Annotated in this window: 15 protein-coding genes; 7 read left to right on the top strand and 8 right to left on the bottom strand. The window is 61.4% G+C overall.

The features are described from left to right. Nucleotides 1–2 precede the first annotated feature (2 nt). The gene (locus QOL81_RS08085) at nt 3–1,670 is read right to left on the bottom strand and encodes an acyl-CoA synthetase FdrA (protein WP_283439770.1); all 1,668 of its coding nucleotides are present in this window, start codon (nt 1,668–1,670) and stop codon (nt 3–5) included. A 358-nt stretch (nt 1,671–2,028) separates the two neighbouring features. Here QOL81_RS08085 and allD point away from each other — a divergent pair, with 358 nt between their 5' ends. The 4 genes from allD (at nt 2,029) to allE (ending at nt 6,597) form a co-directional block, all read left to right on the top strand. Next, nucleotides 2,029–3,078, top strand: a complete 1,050-nt coding sequence (gene allD / locus QOL81_RS08080; RefSeq protein ID WP_060423493.1) for an ureidoglycolate dehydrogenase — start codon at nt 2,029–2,031, stop codon at nt 3,076–3,078. Nucleotides 3,079–3,250: 172 nt separating this feature from the next. Then, nucleotides 3,251–4,498, top strand: coding sequence for an allantoate deiminase (gene allC / locus QOL81_RS08075; RefSeq protein ID WP_159317721.1), 1,248 nt, complete (start codon nt 3,251–3,253; stop codon nt 4,496–4,498). Beyond that, entirely contained in the window at nt 4,495–5,754 is a 1,260-nt protein-coding gene (locus QOL81_RS08070; RefSeq protein ID WP_060440548.1) for an MFS transporter, read from the top strand. The genes allC and QOL81_RS08070 overlap by 4 nt, the downstream gene beginning before the upstream one ends. Nucleotides 5,755–5,811: 57 nt before the next feature. Then, nucleotides 5,812–6,597, top strand: coding sequence for a (S)-ureidoglycine aminohydrolase (gene allE / locus QOL81_RS08065; protein ID WP_043146762.1), 786 nt, complete (start codon nt 5,812–5,814; stop codon nt 6,595–6,597). A gap of 57 nt (nt 6,598–6,654) precedes the next feature. Here allE and QOL81_RS08060 read toward each other — a convergent pair whose 3' ends face one another. From QOL81_RS08060 to QOL81_RS08030, 7 genes are all read right to left on the bottom strand, one after another. Beyond that, nucleotides 6,655–7,797, bottom strand: coding sequence for a glycerate kinase (locus tag QOL81_RS08060; protein WP_033647240.1), 1,143 nt, complete (start codon nt 7,795–7,797; stop codon nt 6,655–6,657). 129 nt (nt 7,798–7,926) lie between these two features. Further along, a complete protein-coding gene (locus tag QOL81_RS08055) occupies nt 7,927–9,180 on the bottom strand; it encodes an MFS transporter (RefSeq protein ID WP_204275857.1) in 1,254 nt (417 codons plus the stop codon). A gap of 254 nt (nt 9,181–9,434) precedes the next feature. After that, the gene (gene glxR, locus QOL81_RS08050; RefSeq protein ID WP_033647242.1) at nt 9,435–10,316 is read right to left on the bottom strand and encodes a 2-hydroxy-3-oxopropionate reductase; all 882 of its coding nucleotides are present in this window, start codon (nt 10,314–10,316) and stop codon (nt 9,435–9,437) included. Nucleotides 10,317–10,326: 10 nt separating this feature from the next. Continuing rightward, the gene (gene hyi / locus QOL81_RS08045) at nt 10,327–11,106 is read right to left on the bottom strand and encodes a hydroxypyruvate isomerase (RefSeq protein ID WP_283439769.1); all 780 of its coding nucleotides are present in this window, start codon (nt 11,104–11,106) and stop codon (nt 10,327–10,329) included. 11 nt (nt 11,107–11,117) lie between these two features. After that, nucleotides 11,118–12,899 (bottom strand): glyoxylate carboligase, encoded by a 1,782-nt coding sequence (gene gcl, locus QOL81_RS08040; RefSeq protein WP_033637372.1) that lies wholly within the window; start codon nt 12,897–12,899, stop codon nt 11,118–11,120. 119 nt (nt 12,900–13,018) lie between these two features. Next, on the bottom strand, nt 13,019–13,834 hold the full coding sequence (gene allR, locus QOL81_RS08035) for an HTH-type transcriptional repressor AllR (protein WP_038875050.1): 816 nt from the start codon (nt 13,832–13,834) through the stop codon (nt 13,019–13,021). A 70-nt stretch (nt 13,835–13,904) separates the two neighbouring features. Beyond that, complete coding sequence (locus tag QOL81_RS08030) at nt 13,905–14,390, bottom strand: ureidoglycolate lyase (RefSeq protein ID WP_033647245.1); 486 nt, start codon at nt 14,388–14,390, stop codon at nt 13,905–13,907. Nucleotides 14,391–14,743: 353 nt separating this feature from the next. Here QOL81_RS08030 and allS point away from each other — a divergent pair, with 353 nt between their 5' ends. The 3 genes from allS to QOL81_RS08015 all read left to right on the top strand — a co-directional run bounded on the left by allS (nt 14,744) and on the right by QOL81_RS08015 (nt 17,109). Further along, a complete protein-coding gene (gene allS / locus QOL81_RS08025; protein ID WP_197757362.1) occupies nt 14,744–15,658 on the top strand; it encodes an HTH-type transcriptional activator AllS in 915 nt (304 codons plus the stop codon). A gap of 72 nt (nt 15,659–15,730) precedes the next feature. Further along, nucleotides 15,731–16,636 (top strand): SPFH domain-containing protein, encoded by a 906-nt coding sequence (locus QOL81_RS08020; RefSeq protein ID WP_004940203.1) that lies wholly within the window; start codon nt 15,731–15,733, stop codon nt 16,634–16,636. Nucleotides 16,637–16,638: 2 nt separating this feature from the next. Further along, complete coding sequence (locus QOL81_RS08015; RefSeq protein ID WP_283439768.1) at nt 16,639–17,109, top strand: NfeD family protein; 471 nt, start codon at nt 16,639–16,641, stop codon at nt 17,107–17,109. Nucleotides 17,110–17,135 lie beyond the last annotated feature (26 nt).

Here is a 17,135-nt window from a genome sequence, read left to right as displayed (position 1 = left end):
CCTTACTTTAATTTTTTCAAGATGTTGGCTAATCGTTGATCGCCACCGGCTACCGGCGCCCACTGGTAATGCACCACCGGAATGTCGCTGGTTTGCAGGTCATCGGCGAAGCTGCGCAGCCCGGCGTTGATCACCGCGACGCCGTCCAGCAAGGCCGGCCGTTCGCGTTCGGGTGCGGGTAAGACGGGGGTAATCAGCTGATGCGCCAGCGCGACCGCCGCCGGCAGCGACGGCATCACCGCGATGCCGGCTTCCTGCAGGGTGGCGATTTGCCGCGAGCGCTGCTGCGGATCCTGTTCGGTGCCGGTGACGGTGGCGATTGCCGCCAGCGGGTGGGCCGCGCCGCGCGCCGCGCGCACGTTGGCCACCTCAGCCGCCAGCGACGCCGCCGGATCGTCCTGAGCGCCGAAGCCGATCACCACGTCCAGCAGCAACACGCCAGTCTGCGGCTGCTGCGCCAGGCGGGCGATTTCTTGATTGCGGGCGGTCGGGTCAATCATCGGGTGCGGGCGCCCCTGGGTATAAAAGTCATCGCCCATGTCGATAATGCGATGGCCGTCGGCCACCAGCATGGCGCCGCGCGGGTGTTCGCTATCCACCGGCAGGGACAGTTTTTCCGCCAGCAGCATCGCGCATTCGGCCGCCAGCGTGCCGCCGGCGTACAGCCCGGCGATTTTGCCGCCGGGGACCGCTGGCTGCTGCGCCGCCTGTTGCTGCACGCAGCCCAGCATCGCCGCCAGCCGCGCCGCTTCATCCAGCGTGGCGGCGAACGTGATGTTGCCCTCCTGGCGCACGGCGGACTGCGCGCCGAGGAACAGCGCCACCACCGGCTTGCCGAGCGCTTTCATCTCGTCGATCACCCGTTGGCGCACCTCGGGTGCCGGCGGTTTGGACACGAACGCCAGCACAAGACTCTGCGGATCCGCCGCCAGCATGCGCAGCGCGCTGATGGCGCTGATGCCGCCGATCTCCGCCGTCAAATCCCGTCCGCCGAGGCCAATGGCGTGCGAGATGCCCTGGCCTGCCAGGGTAATTTGCGAAATAAGCTCCTGAATGCCGGTGCCGGAGGCGCCCACTACGCCGATAGATCCGGCGGGCGCCACGTTGGCGAACGCCAGCGGCGCACCGGCGATGCAGGCGGTGCCGCAGTCCGGCCCCATCACGATCAGCCCGCGTTCGCGCGCCTTGGTTTTCAGTGCCACTTCCTGCGCCGGGCTGACGTTGTCGGAGAACATCATCACGTTGCAGCCGTCTTCCAGCGCGCTATCCGCCAGCTCCGCCGCGTATTCGCCGGCGATCGAGATCAGCGCCAGATTGGCGGCAGGCAGCTTCTGCCTGGCGGTGCGCCAGCTGCGCGCCCGCAGCAGTTTTTTGCCGCCCTGGCCCCCCTGCGCAATCGCCTTGAGCGCCGTCTCCAGCGCCGCGCCGATCTCCTCGGCAATCGTCTCGTCGGCGGACTCCGCTTTGATCGCCACGCAAATATCGTTCGGCGTCGCTTCGCTAAACTGCGGGTGCCAGAAACCGGTCACCTCCAATAAGGATTTATTGGCCGGTGTCCCCATCATGACGGATATTTCCTCGACCTTGGGAGATTCACTGAGTTTGCGGGAGATCAACATCAGGCTGACGGAATCCTGAAAGCTCCCCTTTTTAATAAAAGCATGGATCATGGTGATATCCTTAAGACAGCATTTAATAATATCGGCAATATTTCCCGCACCGGCGGCGCGGCGATGCATTGAATCCAGCGAAAAGGTTAATGATCAAGCTACAAATTAAAACCACGCCAAGAGGTGAGTACGGTCACACTTTATCTATTGTTAGAAAAAATAACTTAATCGCCTGAATATTAGTTAATCCAGACGGGAATAAGCATTTATAAAAAAACTTCTAACAATGGCGATTTAATTCAACGAATTTTTAATCCAATCGGATAAAACGCATCTGGATCACATTATTCCCCCCCGGTATTTATACATTACAACGCAGAGGCGAATTAAATAAACCGTAGTGATAAAAGGACTGTATATGAAGGTCTCTAAACAACAATTACATCAGCTTATCCAGCAAAAAATTCACGCCGCCGGCCTGAGCCAGGAACACGCCGGCATCGTCGCCGACGTGCTGGTTCATGCCGATGCGCGCGGCATTCATTCTCACGGCGCGGTCAGGGTCGAATACTATTCCGAACGCATCAGCAAAGGCGGCACCAACAATCACCCGCATTTCACCTTTGAAAAAACCGGCCCCTGCAGCGCCATTTTCGACGGCGACAACGGCGCCGGGCACGTGGCGGCCAAGCTGAGCATGGATCGCGCCATCGAGATGGCGAAAGAGAACGGCGTGGCGGTGGTGGGCGTGCGCCGCATCGGCCACAGCGGGGCGTTGTCGTACTTCGTGCAGCAGGCGGCGCGCGCCGGCATGATCGGCATTTCGCTGTGCCAGTCCGATCCGATGGTGGTGCCGTACGGCGGCGCCGAAGTCTACTACGGCACCAACCCCATCGCCTTCTCCGCGCCGGGCGAAGGCGACGAGCTGATCACCTTCGATATGGCCACCACCGTACAGGCCTGGGGCAAAGTGCTGGACGCCCGCTCGCGCAACGCCGCCATCCCGGATACCTGGGCGGTGGACGCCGAGGGCAAGCACACCACCGATCCGTTCGCCGTCAGCGGGCTGCTGCCGATCGCCGGGCCGAAAGGCTACGGCCTGATGATGATGGTCGACGTGCTGTCGGGCATTTTGCTCGGCCTGCCGTTCGGCAAACACGTCAGCTCGATGTATCACGATCTCAGCGCCGGCCGGGAATTGGGCCAATTGCATATCGTGCTGAACCCGGGTTATTTCACCAACGAATCCGCATTCCGTAAAAATATCAGCCAGGTCATGAAAGAATTGAATGCCGTTAAGCCGGCGCCGGGCGTCAGCAAAGTGCTTTACCCAGGGCAGAACAGCCATGCGCGTGAAATGGAAAGCGAGAAAAACGGCATCGAAATCGTCGACGATATTTATCAATACTTAATTTCAAATGCTATCTACCAGCGTTCTTACGACCATAAAGATCCCTTCGCCAGTTAACGCACTCTTATTATCGTGGGCTTTTTACGCCGCGGCTCGCGGTTGATATGTCAGAGCCGGGGAGAAAAAAGAAAACCTTCATCAGCGCGCTCAGCGCAATAGGCCGGCCGGCGGCGAATAGCATCAGCCCTGGCCGCATCGCCGCTGAGACACAACATGCGGGCAGGTAAACATGAAAGACTTCCAACAAGAAATCCGTGATATTTCCGGCTGGTTATCGAAAATCGGCGCCGACCCCAGCGGCGGCATGACGCGTCTGCTTTATACCCCGGAATGGATCGAAGCGCAGCACGCGTTGAAAAATACCTTCGAGGCCGCCGGGCTGAGCACCCATTTTGATGCGGTCGGCAACCTGTTCGGCCGACTGGAGGGCAGCAAATACCCCGACCAGGTGATTCTCTCCGGTTCGCACATCGACACGGTGGTCAACGGCGGCAACCTCGACGGCCAGTTCGGTATCGAAGCCGCCTTCATGGCGATCAAACACCTCAAAGACACCTACGGCCCGCCGCTGCGCAGCCTGGAAGTCATCGCGCTGGCGGAAGAAGAAGGCAGCCGCTTCCCTTATGTGTTCTGGGGCAGCAAGAACATCGTCGGCCTGGCCCGGCGGGAAGACGTGCAGCACATTACGGACGCCAAGGGCGTCGGCTTCGTCAACGCCATGCACGACGCCGGTTTCGATTTCCCTCCGCCGCATCAGCCGCTGCGCAGCGACATCGCGGCCTTCGTCGAGATCCACATCGAGCAGGGCAAGGTGCTGGAAACCGAAGGCAAAACCATCGGCGTGGTGACCAGCATCGTCGGCCAACGGCGTTATGACGTGCGGCTGCAGGGCGAAGCCAACCACGCCGGCACCACCCCGATGAGCTACCGCCGGGATACCGTGCACGCCTTCAGCCGCATCTGCTGCGAATCGATCGCCAAGGCGCGCGCCGAGGGCGATCCGCTGGTGCTGACCTTCGGCAAGGTGGAGCCGAAGCCGAACACCGTCAACGTGGTGCCGGGCTTCACCCACTTCACCCTCGACTGCCGCCACACCGATCAGGCCGCGCTACTGCGCTTCACGCAGGAGATCGAGCAGGATATCCAGCGCATCTGCGCCGAGATGGGCATCGAGGCCGAGATCGATCTGTGGATGGACGAAGCGCCGATCCCGATGAACGAACAGCTGGTGGCCTGCGTCAGCCGCCTGTGCGAAACGCAGCGGCTGAATTACCGCATGATGCATAGCGGCGCCGGGCACGACTCGCAAATCTTCGCCCCGCGCGTGCCGACGGTGATGATGTTCGTGCCGAGCATCGCCGGTATCAGCCATAACCCGGCGGAAAAAACCGCCGTCGCCGATCTGAACGAAGGGGTGAAAATCCTGGCGCAGACGCTGTATCAGCTGGCCTACACCGAACAGGGGGCCGAGGCATGAGCAACGACATCGACCCGCGCTACTGGAAAAAGATCGTCGTCGTGCTCTGTCTGGGCTGGGCGGTGATCTGGATCTATCGCACCGTCCTGACGCCGATCTTCCCCGAGATCCAACAAACCATCGGCGCGCACTCCAATGCGGAAATGGGGCTGATCGCCAGCTTCTACTTCTTCGCCTACACCGGGATGCAGATCCCGGCGGGCATCCTGGTGGACAAATTCGGCAAGAAGGTGGTGCTGATCCCGGGCTTCTGCCTGTTCATCATCGCCACGCTGCTGATCGGCAACGCCACCAGCCTGACCATGGTCTATGCCGGCAGCCTGCTGGCGGGCATGGGCTGCGGCTCTTATTACGGCTCGGCCTACTCCCTGTCGTCGGAGAATATCCCGCTGGAACGCCGTGGCCTGGCGACCGCGGTGATCAACAGCGGCTCGGCGCTCGGCATGGCCATCGGCCTGATCGCCTCCAGCCTGCTGGTGAAAAGCTTCAACATGAACTGGCAGATCATGCTGTTCATCATCACCGGCCTGCTGGTGGTGATGACGCTGGTGTTCGCCGTGGTCATCAAAGGCTCGCAGCCTCAAGCCGCGGCGGCCGTCAGCCAGACCGCTGCGCCGACGGCTGCCGAACCCGAAGAGGACGGCCAGCCCAGCGGCCTGTTCAGCCTGCGCATGATCTCCGCCTACGCGATGTACTTCGCCACCTGCTACGGCTACTACATGATAGTCACCTGGCTGCCCTCGTTCCTGCAGCAAGAGCGCGGCTTTGAAGGGGTGGCCATCGGCTTCTCCTCCGCCCTGGTGGCGTTCGCGTCGGTGCCGGGCGCGCTGTTCTTCAGCCGCATGTCCGACCGTTTCCGCAACAAGAAGGTGCAGCTGATCATTTTTCTCGAGCTGTGCGCGGCGGTGATGCTGGTTTGCACCGTCATTTCGCCGGACTCCACCATGCTGCTGATCAGCCTGATCCTGTACGGGTTGCTGGGTAAGCTGGCGGTCGATCCAATCATGATCTCCTTCGTCGCCGACAACGCGCCGAAGAAAGGCTATGGCACCAGCTTCGGCGTGTTCAACTTCTTCGGCATGTCCTCGTCGGTGATCGCCCCCTTCCTCACCGGCGTGATCTCCGACAGCACCGGCTCCAAGGTGATGGGCTTTTACATCTCCGCCGCCATCCTGCTGGTGGGCACCGCCATTTTCTTCACCGTCAACGTCTTGATGAAACGCACTACGGCAGCCCGAACGGCCACCGAGGCCTGACGGCGCTTTTTTACCGGGCGCCGCCGCGGCGCCCTTTCAACGATCAGGAGAATCAACGTGGGTTACTTCAACAATCAAACCGGTTATCCAACCGACATTCTGTCAACGCGTGCCATCATCAAACGCGGCAACTATGCGCTGATCCCGCCGAACGGCCTGGTGCGCAACGTCATTCCCGGTTTTGAAAACTGCGACGTCACCATCTTGTCGACGCCGAAACTGGGTGCCACCTTCGTCGATTATCTGGTGACGCTGCACGACTGCGGCCGCAACACCAAAGGCTTTGGCGGCGAAGAGCTCGAAACCTTCGTGTACGTCATCGACGGCGCCATCACCGCTTCCGCCGACGCCACCGACTACCCGCTGACCGCCGGCGGCTACCTTTACTGCCCGGCGGGCGTCACCCTGCGGTTGGAAAACGCCAACGGCGGCCAATCCAGCCGCCTGTTCCTCTACAAGCGCCGCTATCAGCGCATCAAGGGTTACGAGGCGCACGTGGTCAGCAACAACGTCGCCAACCTGGAGAAGATCCACTACGAGGGCATGAGCGAGGTGATCCTGCAGGATCTGCTGCCGAAAGATCTGGGCTTCGACATGAATATGCACATCCTCTCCTTCGCTCCCGGCGCCAGCCACGGCTACATCGAGACCCACGTGCAGGAGCATGGCGCCTACATTCTCAGCGGTGCCGGCGTGTACAACCTGGACAATGAATGGATGCCGGTGAAGCAAGGCGACTACATCTTCATGGGCGCCTATGTGCAACAGGCTGGCTATGCGGTGGGCCAGGAAACCTTCAGCTACATCTACTCCAAGGACTGCAACCGCGACGTCGAGCCGTAAGCGCTTCGCCGCCAAAACCAAGGCCACCTGCTCGCGCAGCGTGGCCTTCTTTTTTATTTATCCCAATCGCCGGCCGATACGCATCGCGCGGGCGACGTTGGCGGCGCTGCGCTGCAGGTTGAGTTCCCCTTGCGACAGCGCGACCGCCAGCGTGCTCAGGCGCGGCAGAATGCTGAACATCGCGTCGATCCCCTGCGCGTGCAGCGCCTCCGCCCCGTCCTCCACCACGCCGGCCAGCGCGATGACCGGCAGGCCATGCGCCCGCGCCAGACGAGCGACGCCGGACAGCGCCTTGCCGCCCAGTGTTTGGCTGTCGATGCGCCCTTCGCCGGTGACCAGCAGATCGGCTTCCGCTAGCGCCTGCTCCAGGCCCAGCGCCGCCATCACGATCTCGATGCCCGGCTTCAGCGTTGCGCCGAGAAACACCTGGCAGGCGATCCCCATGCCGCCCGCCGCCCCGCCGCCGGCGACCTGTCGCACGTCGCGGCCGGTACTCTGGCGGATCACCTCGGCATACTGCGTCAGGCCCTGTTCCAACTGCGCCACCATCGCTGCCGTCGCGCCCTTCTGCGGCCCGAACACCGCCGCTGCGCCGCGCGGCCCCACCAGCGGATTGTCTACGTCGCAGGCGACCTCTATTCGGCACTGCCGCAGGCGCGCATCCAGCGTACTGAGATCGATTCCGCTCAGCGTCGCCAGCTCGCCGCCGCCCCACGGCAGCGCCTTGCCGTCCGGGCGGTAGAAGCGCCCGCCCAGCGCCTGCACCATGCCGACGCCGCCATCCACCGTGGCGCTACCGCCGATGCCGAGGATCAGGTGGCGAATGCCCTGATCCAGCGCATGCAGGATCAGTTCGCCGGTGCCGTAGCTGGTTGCCAGCAGCGGGTTACGGCGCTCCGCCGGCGTCAGCATCAGCCCGCTGGCTGCCGCCATTTCGATCACCGCCGTCTTGCCGTCGCCGCTGACGCCGTAAAACGCCGCCACCCCTTCCCCCAGCGGCCCCGTGGCGGTCACGCTCACTTTGCGCCCGCCGGTGGCGGCCACCAGCGCGTCCACCGTGCCTTCGCCGCCGTCGGCGATCGGCAGGCACACGCACTCGGCATCGGGATAAACCTCGTGAAAGCCGCGCGCGATCGCCCGCGCCGCCCGCTCCGCGCTGACGCTTTCTTTAAATGAATCCGGTGCAATAACAATTTTCATGATGCCTCCTTTATTCGAGACGAAATAAAAAATGGCCATGCCTTCCCCCGCTGAAATAATCAGATGAGAAATGCATGGCGAAATAAAATAAAACTGTTGCCGACTATTTAATGAAGATAATGGGAAGTGTTATTTATTGACCCATTTCGCCGGCACGCTGTAGGTTAATATCGCCCCCAGTATCATCATTGTCGATAAGACGCACATCGCCGCCAAATTGCTGTGGGTCAGCTGTTTGAAATAACCGATGATATAAGGCGAAATAAAACCGCCGATATTGGCGATGGAATTGATGAGCGCAATGCCCGCCGCGGCGCAGGTGCCGGTAAAAATGGCGTTCGGCAGGCTCCAGAACAGCGGCGACGGCACCAGGCTCGACGCCACCGCCACGCACAGCGCCGCCATCACCACGTGCTTGTTGTCCGGGAACAGGCCGATAAAGATCAGCGACACCGCGGCGATGCAGAACGGCACGATGATGTGCCAGCGCCGCTCGCGATGCTTGTCCGAACTGCGCGCGGCCACCAGCATCGCCACCACCGCCAGCATGTACGGCAGCATGGTCAGCAACCCGATATCCATCACCGAGGTCACGCCGGTGTCGCGAATGATGGTCGGAACCCAAAACGCCAGCCCGCCCTGGCCCATCACGGTGCAGAAGCAAATCAGCCACATTTTGGTGAACGCGGACGATCTCAGCATGCTTTTCATCGTCCATTCCTGCCCGCCGGCACCGCCCTGGCGCGGCGCGCTCTGCGCCATATCCTCTTTGATCAGCGCCTTCTCCTGCGGGCTGAGCCACTTGGCGCTCTGATAGGTATTATCCAGGAAACAGAAGATGACGACGGCGATCAGCAGCGCGCGCGGGCCGCTGATAAAGAACAGCCACTGCCAGCCGGAGAGGTTCATCAGGCCGTTCATGTGCTCGATGATCCACCCGCACAGCGGGCCGCCGATGATGTTGCTGACCGGGATGCCACACACGAACAGCGCGGTCATCTTGGCGCGCTGGCTGGACGGGAACCACAGCGTCAGATAGAGGATCACGCCGGGGTAGAAGCCGGCCTCCGCCAGCCCCAGCAGGAAACGCGCCAGGTAGAATTGCCAGGGATTGGTGATAAAGATGCTCAGCATCGAAATCGCCCCCCACACCACCATCAGCAGCGCGATGATCTTTCTGGCGCCGTAGCGGCTCAGCAGAATGTTACTGGGTACCCCGGCGATGATATAGCCGATGAAAAACACCCCGGCGCCCAGCCCGTAAACGGCTTCGGCCATCGAGACATTGCCGTTCAGAATATCGGGCATCATTTGAAATTTCGAAAACGAGATCCCAACCCGATCGAGATAACCGACGATATAGCTCACTAATAAAATGGGCATAATGCGCCAGGCGATTTTTCGATATAAACGGTTTTTGTCAGGGGCGGTAAGAATATCTTTATCAATAACAGCATTATCGGTTGCCATATTCAGTGTCTCCTCGGTTGGCATCCTGCTTTTTACTTTTTATTGTGCTGAATCATTTTTTATTGGATTGGCGGGGACCCTCTTTATTTATCATAAAGAGGGCGTTATTAATGTCGAACATCTCTGATTCTAACGATAAGCCGGCAAATCAAATGCCGGGGGTGCTCTTAGCCGGCCACCCGGTGGTTGCCCATGATTTCCAGCGCACGCACCAGCGCGGAGTGATCCAGCTCGCCGTCGCCATTGGCGGCGCAGACGTTGAACAGCTCCTGGCAGGTGGCGGTATTCGGCAGGCTGAGCGCCAGCGCCTTCGCGCCCTGCAGCGCCAGGTTGAGATCCTTCTGGTGCAGCGAGATGCGGAACCCCGGCGCGAACGCCCGCTTGATCATCCGCTCACCGTGCACCTCCAGAATGCGCGACGAGGCGAAACCGCCCATCAGGGCTTCGCGCACCCGGGCCGGATCGGCGCCGGCGCGCGAGGCGAAGACCAGCGCCTCGGAGACCGCTTCGATGGTCAACGCCACGATGATCTGGTTGGCGACCTTGCAGGTTTGCCCGTCGCCGTTGCCGCCGATCAGCGTGATGTTCTTGCCCATCAGCGCCAGCAGTGGCTGCACCCGTTCGAAGGTCGCTTCCTCGCCGCCCACCATGATGGTCAGCGTGCCCTGTTTGGCACCCACTTCGCCGCCGGAAACCGGCGCGTCCAGATACTGGGCGCCCAGCTGGTTGATACGCTGCGCGAATCGCTTGGTCTCCAGCGGTGAAATGGAGCTCATGTCCACCACCACTTTGCCGTTCAGCTTGCCGGCGGCGCAGCCGCGTTCACCGAACAGCACCTCTTCCACCTGCGGCGTATCCGGCACCATGATAAAGATCACGTCCGCCTCATCCGCCACCTGCTGCGGATCGCGGCAGGCGATGGCCCCTTGCTGCAACAGTGCCGCCGGCACCTCATGCCGGGTGTGGGCGTAAAGCGTGTGCCCACCCGCCAGCAGTTTTTCCGCCATCGGCGCGCCCATGATGCCCAGACCGATAAATCCCACTTTCATTTTCATCTCCTCAAGACAGGTATTTTTTAATCCATGACAGGCCGCTTTCCGTGGTGGTGAGCGGTTTGTATTCACAGCCGATCCAGCCGCGATAACCCATGCGATCCAGCTGCGCGAAGATAAACTCGCAGTTGATTTCACCGGTGCCCGGCTCGTGCCGCCCCGGATTGTCGGCGACCTGAATGTGGTCGATCTTCGCCAGCAGGCGCTCAAGGGTCTGCGTCAGCTCTCCCTCCATGCGCTGCATGTGGTAAAGGTCGTACTGCAGATACAGGTTGGGGCTGCCGATCGCCTCGATCAGTTCGATCGCCTGCCGGGAGGTTTGCAGGTAGAACTGCGGCATGTCGTAACGGTTGATCGGTTCGATCAGCAGACGGATATTCTGCCGCGCCAGAGCGTCGGCGGCGTAGCTCAGGTTCTCCTTCACCCGTTCGTCGGTGGCGTGGCGGCCGACGGCGGGATCCGGATTGCCGATCAGGCAGTTGATGCGATCGCAGCCCAGCGCCTGCGCATACTCGATCGCGCGCCCGACGCCGTCGCGGAACTCCGCTTCGCGCCCCGGCAAGCAGGCGATGCCCCGTTCGCCCGCCGCCCAGTCGCCGGCCGGCAGGTTGAACAGCACCTGGATCAGGCGATGCGCCTCCAGTTCGCTGCGCAGCGCGGCGATCGGGTAGTCATAGGGGAACATGTATTCCACCGCGCTGAAGCCCTGCTCCTTCGCCCGGCGGAAGCGCTGCATGAAATCGACTTCGGTGAACAGCATGGACAGGTTGGCTGAAAATTTCGGCATGGTAAGGTTCCTCAACGGTAATCAAAGAAGTTGACCGAGGTCGGCGCGTCTTCCGGCGTTGCCGCCACCGGTTCGAACTCGTTGACGTTATCCAGCTCGGTGCCCATGGAAATATTGGTGACGCGCTCCAGGATGATTTCCACCACCACCGGCACCCGGTGCTGCTGCATCAGCTCCTGGGCCTGACGAAACGCCGGCGCAATCTCTTCCGGTTTGAACACCCGCAGCGCCTTGCAGCCCAGCCCTTCCGCCACCTTGACGTGATCGACGCCGTACTCGCCAATCTCCGCATTGTTAATGTTTTCAAACGACAGCTGCACGCAGTAATCCATGTCGAACCCACGCTGCGCCTGGCGGATCAGCCCCAGATAGGCGTTGTTCACCAGCACGTGGATATAGGGCAGTTTGAACTGTGCGCCGACCGCCAGCTCTTCAATCATAAATTGGAAATCATAGTCGCCCGACAGCGCGACCACCTTGCGCTGCGGATCGGCGGCGCATACGCCCAGCGCCGCAGGCAGCGTCCAGCCCAGCGGGCCGGCCTGGCCGGCGTTGATCCAGTGACGCGGTTCGAAAACGTGCAGCATTTGCGCGGCGGCGATCTGCGACAGACCGATGGTGGTGACGTAGCAGGCATCGCGGCCAAAGGCGCGGTTCATCTCTTCATACACCCGCTGCGGCTTGACCGGCACGTTGTCGAAGTGGGTTTTGCGCAGCAGCGTTTGCTTGCGCTGCAGACAGGCGGCGCACCAAGCGTCGCGATTCGGCAACTCGCCGCGCTCGAAGCGGCGCTTTGCCGTATCCACCAGCATTTGCAGCGCGATGCGCGCGTCGGAGACGATGCCCAGATCCGGGCAGATCACCCGGCCAATCTGCGTCGGCTCAATATCGATGTGCACCACCTTGCGCCCGGCGGTGTACTTGTCCACCGAGCCGGTGTGGCGGTTGGCCCAGCGGTTGCCGATGCCGAACACCAGATCCGAATCCAGCAGGTTGGCGTTGCCGTAGCGGTGCGAGGTTTGCAGGCCCGCCATGCCCGCCATCAGCGGGTGATCGTCCGGAATGGCGCCCCAGCCCATCAAGGTCGGGATCACCGGCACGTTGCAGATCTCCGCCAGCTGCTGCAGCAAATCCGCCGCGTCGGCGTTGTGAATGCCGCCGCCGGCGATGATCAGCGGTTTTTTCGCCGCGCACAGCAGATCCAGCGCTTTGTCGATCTGCGCCTGGGTGGCCGCCGGCTTATAGGCGGGCAGTGAAGAGTAGGTGTCCGGATCGAACTCGATCTCCGCCATCTGCACGTCGAAAGGCAGGTCGATCAGCACCGGGCCCGGCCGGCCGGAGCGCATCAGGTGGAACGCCTGCTGCAGCACGCGTGGCACCAGCGCCGGTTCCTGCACGGTGACCGCCATCTTGGTCACCGGCTTGGCGATCGATTCGATGTCTACCGCCTGAAAATCTTCTTTGTGCAAACGCGCACGCGGCGCCTGGCCGGTGATGCACAGGATCGGGATCGAATCGGCGGAGGCGGAGTAAAGGCCGGTGATCATGTCGGTGCCCGCCGGGCCGGAGGTGCCGATGCACACGCCGATGTTGCCGGCGGCGGCGCGGGTGTAACCTTCCGCCATGTGCGAGGCCCCTTCCACGTGCCGCGCCAGGTAGTGTTTGATGCCGCCGTGCCGCCGCATCGCATCGTAGAACGGGTTGATCGCCGCGCCGGGCACGCCGAACGCGGTGGTGATCCCTTCTTTTTCCAGCACGTGCATTGCCGCGTCTACCGCTCGCATAATTGCCATGTGATGCTCTCCTTAATTTATTGGAAAATTTTTCCAACTTAAAATTGCGGTCAAAAAAACCCGTTTGCTCATCAAACGGGGAGTCTTGCTCCGCGCCGGTTCAGCCCGGCGCGCGACGTTTACGCCTTGCTGCGCGATTCGCCCAGCGCGGCGCTGATGTCTCTGGCCACTTCACCCACCAGTTCGCCCAGCTCCTTGAACCGCTCCTTGCCGACCCGCGAACTCGGCCCGGAGATGGAAATGGCGGCGATCACGTTGTTGTTGCGATCGAAAATCGCCGAAGCCAGGCAGTTCAGGCCAAGCGCGTGCTCTTCATCGTCGATGGTGTAGCCCTGCGCCAGCGACTGATGCAGATCCTTGCGCAGCAGGTTCACGCTGGTCAGCGTCTTGGGCGTGTAGGATTGCAGCCCCGAACGCACGATCAGATCCAGCATCTCCTCTTCCGCCAGCGGGTACAGCAGCGCTTTGCCGGCGCCCGAGGCGTGCAGCGGCAAGCGGCTGCCCAGCGGCGCGCACATGCGCACCATCGCCTGGCACTCGCATTGGCGAATCAGCACCGCGTCGAAATTGTTGCGGATCGCCAGGTTGGCGGTCTCGCCGGACAGCAACATCAGCCGGCGCATGAACGGCCCGGCCACCGATACCACGTCGCGATCGTTCATGTAAGCGGAACCGACGGTGAACGACTGAATGCCGATATGCCACCAGCCCAGCTGTGGATCCTGAAAGACGAATTCCGATTTCTCCAGCACTTTCAACAATCTGAAGGTGGTGGACAGCGGCAGCTCCAGCTTTTCGGACAGCACGGAAACCGACGAACTCCCCCCGGCGTTGGCCAGGTACTGGAGGATCTCCAGCCCGCGATCCAACGCCTGCGCCCCTTTGGTGGCGCCGGCTTCGGTGGCGGGTCGTCCTTTCCTGCGTAATTCGGTCATTCAAGCTTCCTTTGTCAGTAACGGCATGGGTGACGCTATGATAAACGCCCTGCGCGGCGTGCGGCCAGCGCTATGCCAAAACTATGCGATACGGCTCCGGCAAGCGGCTGACCACGCAGTTGTCGGCACCTGCGCGATCGATGGTGAAAAAGTCGGTGACCTTCGCATAGGCAAACAGCGGATGGTGCCAGACATTGCGGTGATAGTTAATTCCCTGCTTGCCGTTGGTGATAAAGGCGCGCAGCGTGCCGATGGGGATGGTTTCGCCCGGTTCGGCGACGATCACCACGAAGCGTTCGCCGTTCATCGGCACAAAGGCCTGCGACGAGAGCGGATGCTTTTCCAACAGGGAAAAGGTCATCGGCAGATCGCAGGGTTCCGCCCGGTTGATGCTGGCCAGCACCCGGTTGCCGTCGGACACCTCTATCTTGGCGAGATCGTGATAACGCTCGGTTTTTCCGTCATTGATATGAAAGAAACGCGAGCCCTCTATCTGCAATACATCGCCGTAAGGCGCAAAGGCCGCCGGCGTTAATTCTTCGATGACTAAATCCATGTGATTCTCCCAAGCGCATGACCCAGACGGCGATTGAACGGCGATATTTCACCCAACGCCTTCACTCTAGACAGCGCGTGGTGAATTTGACAGCATTTTTTTGGAAAATTTTTCCACAACAAGATCACCCGCACACTTTACGATCGAAGAGCCATATTAATTGCTTTAAATCAATGAATTAAAAAACCGCTCAATTCATCATCGGGCAAAATGGGGCGGCGCGCGTTCATCGCTATCGGGTGATTCTGTGACCGGGATCGTGGGGTTGGGCTTTGCCGCTGCCTATCGCGCCGCAACATCAGTAGATTCTTCTCACCGATAACCGAAAAGGCGGTGTCAGCCAAGGACCCCTCATGCTGGATCACGAAACCATTCGTTCGTTTATCAAAGTTGCCGAGTGCCAAAGTTTCTCCCGCGCGGCGGAGCTGCTGCACAAAACCACCGCCACCATCAGCTACCGCATCAAAACGCTGGAAGAGAGCATCGGCACGCAGCTGTTTATCCGCACCACCCGCACCGTCAACCTGACGCCGGCCGGAGAGTATTTGCTGGAGCGCTGCCGCCAGTGGCACACCTGGCTGGACGCCATGCCGGGCGAACTGCGGCAAATCAACGACGGCGTAGAGCACCAGGTGAATATCGTTGTCAACAACCTGCTGTATGACGCCGCCGCCGTGGCCGGGCTGTTGGCCCACCTGCACGCCAAATACCCGTTCACCCAATTTCACATTTCCCGCCAGGTGTACATGGGCGTGTGGGACGCGCTGCTGAATGAGGATTGCCATCTGGCGATCGGGGCGGCGGGCAATGAATCGCTGGAAAACAGCATCAAGGTGCTGCCCCTGGGCAAGATCGATTGGGTGTTCGCCATCGCGCCGACGCACCCGCTGGCCGACGCCGCCGATCCGCTGAACGAAACGCAGCTGCGCCCTTACGCGGCGATCAACGTCGAAGATACCGCGCGCCATTTGGCCAAGCGCACCGCCTGGCTGCTGTCGGGCCAGCAGGAGATCAAAGTGCCGGACCTGCGCACCAAGCTGGAGTGCCATCTGCGCGGTCTCGGGATCGGTTTCCTTCCGCGCCAGCTGTGCCAAACTTACCTTGATAGCGGCGAGCTGGTGGCTAAGCAGCTCAAATATCCGCGCCAGCCCTCTCCCCTGTCGCTGGCCTGGTCCGATGCTCGCGGCGGTGAGGCGGTGCGTACCCTGATCGGCCTGTTCCAGACGCGGGATCCGCTGATCGCGGGTTTGGTCAGCGCCCTGGATTAAGTCGCGGTAACGGTAGGCATTTTTCCGGCGCTGACGTAATATCTGTTTACATATGTCTGACAGGAGGTTTGCATGCTTACTTTTATTCCCATCGTGATCGTCGTCGCACTGATTGTGGTGTTCGCCGGCGTCAAAATTGTGCCGCAGGGGTTCCAATGGACGGTAGAACGCTTCGGCCGCTACACCAAAACGCTGATGCCGGGCCTGAACCTGGTGGTGCCGTTCATGGACCGCATTGGCCGCAAAATCAACATGATGGAGCAGGTGCTGGACATTCCCTCGCAGGAGGTGATTTCCCGCGATAACGCCAACGTCGCCATCGACGCGGTGTGCTTTATCCAGGTGGTCGATCCGGCGCGCGCCGCCTACGAGGTCAGCAACCTCGAACAGGCGATCGTCAACCTGACCATGACCAACTTCCGTACCGTGCTCGGCTCGATGGAGCTGGACGAAATGCTGTCGCAACGCGACAGCATCAACAGCCGCCTGCTGCACATCGTCGATGAAGCGACCAATCCGTGGGGGGTGAAAATCACCCGTATCGAGATCCGCGACGTGCGGCCACCGGCGGAACTGATCGCCTCGATGAACGCCCAGATGAAGGCCGAACGTACCAAGCGCGCCGACATCCTCGAGGCGGAAGGGGTGCGCCAGGCGGCCATTCTGCGCGCCGAGGGGGAGAAACAATCGCAGATCCTGAAGGCCGAGGGCGAACGCCAGTCGGCGTTCCTGCAGGCGGAAGCGCGTGAACGCGCCGCCGAGGCCGAGGCGCGCGCCACCCAGCTGGTGTCCGACGCCATCGCCAGCGGTAACATTCAGGCGGTGAACTACTTCGTGGCGCAGAAATACACCGACGCGCTGCAGAAGATCGGTTCCTCCAACAACAGCAAAGTGGTGATGATGCCGCTGGACGCCAGCAGCCTGCTCGGCTCGATCGGCGGCATTACCGAACTGCTGAAAGAAAGCAAAGGCAAATAATCATGCTCGAACTGATCGCGGCGAATCCGCTGTGGTTTTGGCTCTCCCTCGGGGGCGTGTTGCTGGCGGCGGAAATGCTCGGCGCCGGCGGCTACCTGCTGTGGAGCGGCGTGGCGGCGCTGTTGGTCGGCGCTCTGATCTGGCTGCTGCCGCCGCTCTCCTGGGCGTGGCAGGGCATGATCTTCGCCGTCCTGACCGTCGTCGTCGCCTACCTGTGGTGGTACTGGCTGCGCCGGCGCCCGGCGGCCGCATCCGGCGATTCGCCGGTGCTCAACCAGCGCAACCGCCAGCTGATCGGCACCCGCGCTACGCTGACGGAGCCGATGCACAACGGTATGGGGCGCATCAATATCGGCGACAGCAGCTGGCGCGCGCAGGCGGCAGAAGATCTGCCCGCCGGCACCGAAGTGGAAGTGGTGGCGGTGGAAGGCGTCACGCTGGTGATCCGCGCCCTGCCTTCATCATTGCGCTAACGAGTAAGCCGGGTTGACTCACCCCG

The organism is Serratia sp. CC22-02, assembly GCF_900182895.1.
Lineage (GTDB): Bacteria > Pseudomonadota > Gammaproteobacteria > Enterobacterales > Enterobacteriaceae > Serratia > Serratia nevei.
Note: the sequence above shows the minus strand (reverse complement) of the source record. Positions and strands in the feature narration are given on the sequence as shown.